At 67.5% G+C, this 4,640-nt stretch carries 8 protein-coding genes; 6 read left to right on the top strand and 2 right to left on the bottom strand.

Annotated features, from left to right (window positions below):
- Positions 1-527 (top strand): chromate transporter (locus L995_RS07240; RefSeq protein WP_047470578.1); only part of this gene is annotated, 527 nt, incomplete at its 5' end.
- Positions 528-638: 111 nt separating this feature from the next.
- Here L995_RS07240 and L995_RS07235 read toward each other — a convergent pair.
- A complete protein-coding gene (locus L995_RS07235) occupies positions 639-1,418 on the bottom strand; it encodes an SIR2 family NAD-dependent protein deacylase (RefSeq protein WP_047470576.1) in 780 nt (259 codons plus the stop codon).
- A gap of 58 nt (positions 1,419-1,476) precedes the next feature.
- Positions 1,477-2,115 (bottom strand): TetR/AcrR family transcriptional regulator, encoded by a 639-nt coding sequence (locus L995_RS07230; protein WP_016447146.1) that lies wholly within the window; start codon positions 2,113-2,115, stop codon positions 1,477-1,479.
- A gap of 222 nt (positions 2,116-2,337) precedes the next feature.
- Here L995_RS07230 and L995_RS07225 point away from each other — a divergent pair, with 222 nt between their 5' ends.
- The 5 genes from L995_RS07225 to L995_RS31845 form a co-directional block, all read left to right on the top strand.
- Positions 2,338-2,841: a VOC family protein gene (locus tag L995_RS07225; protein ID WP_047327360.1), complete on the top strand. Its 504-nt coding sequence runs from the start codon at positions 2,338-2,340 to the stop codon at positions 2,839-2,841.
- 81 nt (positions 2,842-2,922) lie between these two features.
- Entirely contained in the window at positions 2,923-3,345 is a 423-nt protein-coding gene (locus L995_RS07220) for a VOC family protein (RefSeq protein ID WP_017403916.1), read from the top strand.
- A 47-nt stretch (positions 3,346-3,392) separates the two neighbouring features.
- Positions 3,393-3,776, top strand: a complete 384-nt coding sequence (locus tag L995_RS07215) for a VOC family protein (RefSeq protein WP_047470574.1) — start codon at positions 3,393-3,395, stop codon at positions 3,774-3,776.
- Between the two features lie 8 nt (positions 3,777-3,784).
- Positions 3,785-4,261 (top strand): SRPBCC family protein, encoded by a 477-nt coding sequence (locus L995_RS07210; protein ID WP_047470572.1) that lies wholly within the window; start codon positions 3,785-3,787, stop codon positions 4,259-4,261.
- 25 nt (positions 4,262-4,286) lie between these two features.
- A partial coding sequence (locus L995_RS31845; protein ID WP_082001509.1) for a DUF1428 domain-containing protein occupies positions 4,287-4,640 on the top strand: 354 nt, incomplete at its 3' end.

The raw sequence follows: 4,640 nt of genomic DNA, 5'->3' as shown, positions 1-4,640 counted from the left end.
TGATGGCCGTGGGCGGGGCCATTGCCACGGCGCCCGACATGCACCGTTTTCTGGTCGATGGCCATGGCTGGCTCAGTGAGGCGCAGTTCAGCTCCTCCATCGCCATTGCCCAGGCGGCGCCCGGGCCCAATGTGCTGTTCATCGCCCTGCTGGGATGGAACCTGGGCCTGAACGCAGGCGGAGGCACGGGCCTGCTGGCCTGGGCCTTTGGAGCACTGGGGGTGACCATCTGCATGATCGGCATCCTCTTGCCCAGTTCGCTGCTGGCCTGGCAGGCATCGCGCTGGGGCCAGCGCAACAGGAACCGGCGCGGCGTGCGGGCCTTCAAGCAGGGCATGGGCCCTCTGGTCATCGGCCTGCTGCTGGCCACGGGCTGGCTGCTGGGCACGGGCAGCGGCCGCCCCGCCCAGGATTGGCGCCTGTGGCTGCTGACCCTGGTCTGCGCCCTGCTGGTCTGGCGCACGCGCATCCACCTGCTGTGGCTGCTGGGCGCCGGCGCGGCGCTGGGAGCGCTGGGCTGGATCTGAGCGGATGCGCGAGAGGGAGGGGACTGCCCCGGTTGTGCGTCAAAAGAAGCCGCCATGGCGCAAGCCCCTTCCCTCCCCCTGGGCCGCGTCAGGCGGCCTGCCCCTCCGCCTTCAGTCGCCCAGCAGCAGCGGGAGCACCTGTGCCGACGGGCCGCGCAGGCATTGGTGGGCCGCGTCATCCAGCTCGGACGGTGCGGGATTGATCACGGCCACATGTGCGCCCGCCCTGCGTGCGATTCGCGCCAGCCCTGCAGCCGGGTACACGGCGCCCGATGTGCCCACCACCAGCAGCACATCGCAGTGCTGCACCGCCGCCTCGGCGGCCTGCCACACGCCCATGGACAGGGACTCGCCGAACCAGACCACGCCCGGGCGCACCAGGTTGCCGCAGACGGCGCACTGCGGCGGCTCGCCCGGCTTCACCTGGGCCAGATCGCAGCATGCGCGCGGCCTTTCCAGCCATCGGTCCCGCATCAGCTCACCATGCAGGCACAGCACGCCGGGGCTGCCTGCGCGCTGGTGCAGGCCATCGACGTTCTGCGTGACCAGCGTCATGCGGCCCGGGTGGCGCAAGGCCCATTGCGCCAGCGCATGGTGGCCGGCGTTGGGCTGCACCGCAGCCACGGCTTCGCGCCGGTGCGCATACCACTGCCAGACGCGCTGCGGATGCGCGCGAAAGCCTGCCTCGCTGGCCATGTCCTGCGGGTTGAACTGTGCCCAGTAGCTGTTCTTGTCGTCGCGAAAGGTGGGTACGCCGGATTCGGCGCTGACGCCTGCGCCCGTGAGCACCGCGATATGGGCTGCACGCGCGATGCGGTCGCGCAGCTCGCCCTGGCCGGCCAGTTCAGGCTCGGCGGGGGAAGGCGAGGAAAGGGAATGTTCGTCGGGCATCGGGGCGGCGATGGAAAAAATGGCAGGCCATTGTGAGGCAGTGTCGCCCCGCCACGCATCAAATGCCTTTTTCCACCATCTCCAGCAGGCGCAGCGCCAGCGCGCGCCGCTGCTCGGCGGTGGCGTGGCGCAGCGGCCCGTCTATCACCAGCAAGGCCATGCCGTGCACCGCGGACCAGGCCAGGAACTCGGCCTGGGGCCGGCGCTCGGCAGGCAGCACGCCGGCCTCGGCCATGCTGTCCAGCGCATAGCCCAGCAGCTCGAACGGGTTCAGTCCCATGGCCGCTGCACGCGTGGTGTCGGGCGGCAGGTCCACGTCGTACTCGACCGAAGCAAAGGCCGTGCGAAACCAGCCGGTCTCCGTCTGGGCAAAGCCCAGATAGCCGCGCCCCACGGCGGCCAGCAGCGCGCGTGAGCGCTGCAGCACATCGGGCAGGGTGCGCGCCTGGGCCATTTCGGCCTCGATGGCTGCGGCCAGTGCGCCCAGGGCCGCAGCGCGCACGGCATCAAACAGCGCTTGGCGGTTGGCAAAGTGACGATAGGCTGCATTGGGCGCCACGCCCGCCCGGCGCGTGGCCTCGCGCAGCACGATCGCCTGGGGACCGCCTTCACGCGCCAGCGCCAGGCCAGCCTCGACCAGGGCCTGGCGCAGGTCGCCATGGTGATATGACTCACGCCTGACACGTCGCTGCGTCACTGTTTTGCTTCCTTTTTTCTGCGTGGCCACATCACCCGAGAGGGAAGACAGCCCTGCCCCGCCGATTTACAGCTTGACACCGAAGCTGACAGCGCTTGATGTGGACAGCGTCCATTTTAGTCCCTAGCATATGTGAACGGCGTACACACGCCGGGCAGAAATCGATAAAAAGCCGGCATCAAACGGCATAAAACGGTTATCACCGTCACCAAGGAGACAAGCATGGCTTTGCACACCGGCCGCATACAGCCCTGCCTCTGGTTCGACAACCAGGGCGAGCAGGCGGCGCGCTTCTATACGGAAGTCTTTCCCGATTCCCGCATCACGGCCATTGCGCGCTACGGCGAAGCAGGCCACGACATCCACGGCAGGCCGGCGGGCAGCGTGATGACGGTGCAATTCGAGCTGGAAGGCCAGCCCTTTCTGGCGCTCAACGGCGGCCCCATGTTCCGCTTCAACGAGGCCGTCTCGCTGATGGTCAGTTGCGATACACAGGACGAGATAGACCACTACTGGGGCGCCCTGTCCGAGGGCGGCGACCCGGCGGCGCGTCAATGCGGCTGGCTCAAGGACCGCCATGGCCTGTCGTGGCAAATCGTTCCGTCCCAGATGGCGAACTGGATGGGAGGCCCCGACATGGCCGCCGCCCAGCGCGTGATGCAGGCCCTGCTGGGCATGCAAAAGCTGGACATCGCCGCTCTTGAGCGCGCGCATGACGGCGGCTGAAGCCTCCTGGTCCCCTCCTCCCGTCGTCCCGTCCTCCCGTTCCTCCACTCCCCTCGCCACCGTCCCTCCCAGGAGCGTTCCATGCAATTCATCCCCTATCTGAACTTCAACGGCAACTGCGCCGAGGCCTTCGCCTTCTACGCCAGGCTGTTCGGCGGCACCATCGTGCACCAGAGCACCTTTGGCGAGACGCCGGGCATGGAGCAGATGCCCGAGGCCGACAAGCGCCTGATCATGCATGCCCACCTGCAGGTCAAGGACCAGGCGCTGATGGCCTCGGACGCCACCGACAACTGCGGTGGCGGCGGCTACCAGCAGGCCCAGGGCATGTGGATCTCGATCGGCGTGGACGACGCCACCGAAGGCGGCCGCATCTTCAACGCGCTGGCCGAGGGCGGCAAGGTGACCATGCCCTTCCAGGCCACGTTCTGGTCGCCGGGCTTTGGCATGGTGACGGACCGCTTCAACACACCCTGGATGGTCAACGTCAAGGGCGAGGCCTGAACAAGGCCGGCCGACACATTGCCTCTGTCACCCACGAAGGAGTCCTCATGAACGCCAATCCCGTCGTCTGGTTCGAGATCCATGTGCAGGACATGGCGCGTGCGCGCCGGTTCTATGAAACCGTCTTCCAGGGCAAGCTGGAGCACCTGCCCGCGCCCGATGGCTCCGACAGCCAGGAGATGCTGTCCTTTCCGATGGACATGACAGGCCCCGGCGCGAGCGGAATGCTGGTGCGGATGGACGGCGCACCTTCCGGCGGCGGCGGCACGCTGGTCTATTTCGGCTGCGAGGACTGCGCCATAGAACAGGGGCGCGTCGAGGCCGCAGGCGGGCGCATCGAGCAGGCCAAATTCTCCATCGGCCCCAACGGCCACTGCGCCGTCGTGGTGGACACCGAGGGCAACCGCATCGGCCTGCACTCCATGCAATGAGGAGCACCATGACAGCACAAGACCTTCCCGAACACGCCAACGACCTGGTGCTCACGCGCCTGTTCGACATCCCCGCCGACAGGCTCTACCGCTGCTGGACCGAGCCGGCGCTGATCCAGCAATGGTTTGCACCCAGCCCCTGGAGCGTGGCCCGGGTGGACAACGACGTGCGGCCCGGCGGCCACAGCCTCATCGTCATGCGCAGCCCCGAAGGCCAGGAGATGCCCGGCAGCGGTGTTTACCTGGAAGTCATTCCCAACCGGCGCCTGGTCTTCACCGACGCCTTCACCCAAAGCTGGGTGCCAGCCGACAAGCCCTTCATGACGGGCATCGTCACCTTCGACCCCGAAGGTAGCCAGACCCGCTATACCGCCCGGGTGCGCCATTGGAATGCCGCCGACCGCGCCCAGCACGAGGCCATGGGCTTTCACAGCGGCTGGGGCCAGTGCGCAGACCAGTTGGCGGAACTCGCAGCCCGGCTCTGACGCCGGTTTTCACCAGGAGAGCACCATGCACTACATCGACGGATTCGTACTGCCCGTTCCCCGGGCCAACCTGCAGGCCTACCGCGAGGTGGCCGAGGCCGCAGGCAAGGTCTGGATGGAATACGGCGCGCTGCAGTACTGGGAATGCGCGGGCGACGACGTGCCCATGGGCAAGCTGACCTCGTTTCCCCAGGCCGTGCAGCTCAAGGAAGGCGAGATCGTGTTCTTTTCATGGATCGTCTATGCCTCGCGCGCGGAGCGCGACCGCATCAATGCCGCCGTCATGAAGGACCCGCGCATTGCCTCCATGGACCCGGCCACCATGCCCTTCGACGCCAAGCGCATGTTCTGGGGCGGCTTCGAGAGCGTGGTGGAGCTG

The sequence above is a fragment of the Delftia sp. ZNC0008 genome (genome assembly GCF_000799035.1).
In the GTDB taxonomy this organism is placed as follows: Bacteria; Pseudomonadota; Gammaproteobacteria; order Burkholderiales; family Burkholderiaceae_C; genus Comamonas; species Comamonas tsuruhatensis.
The sequence above is the reverse complement of the archived record's forward strand: the minus strand, read 5'-3'. Positions and strand labels throughout refer to the sequence as shown.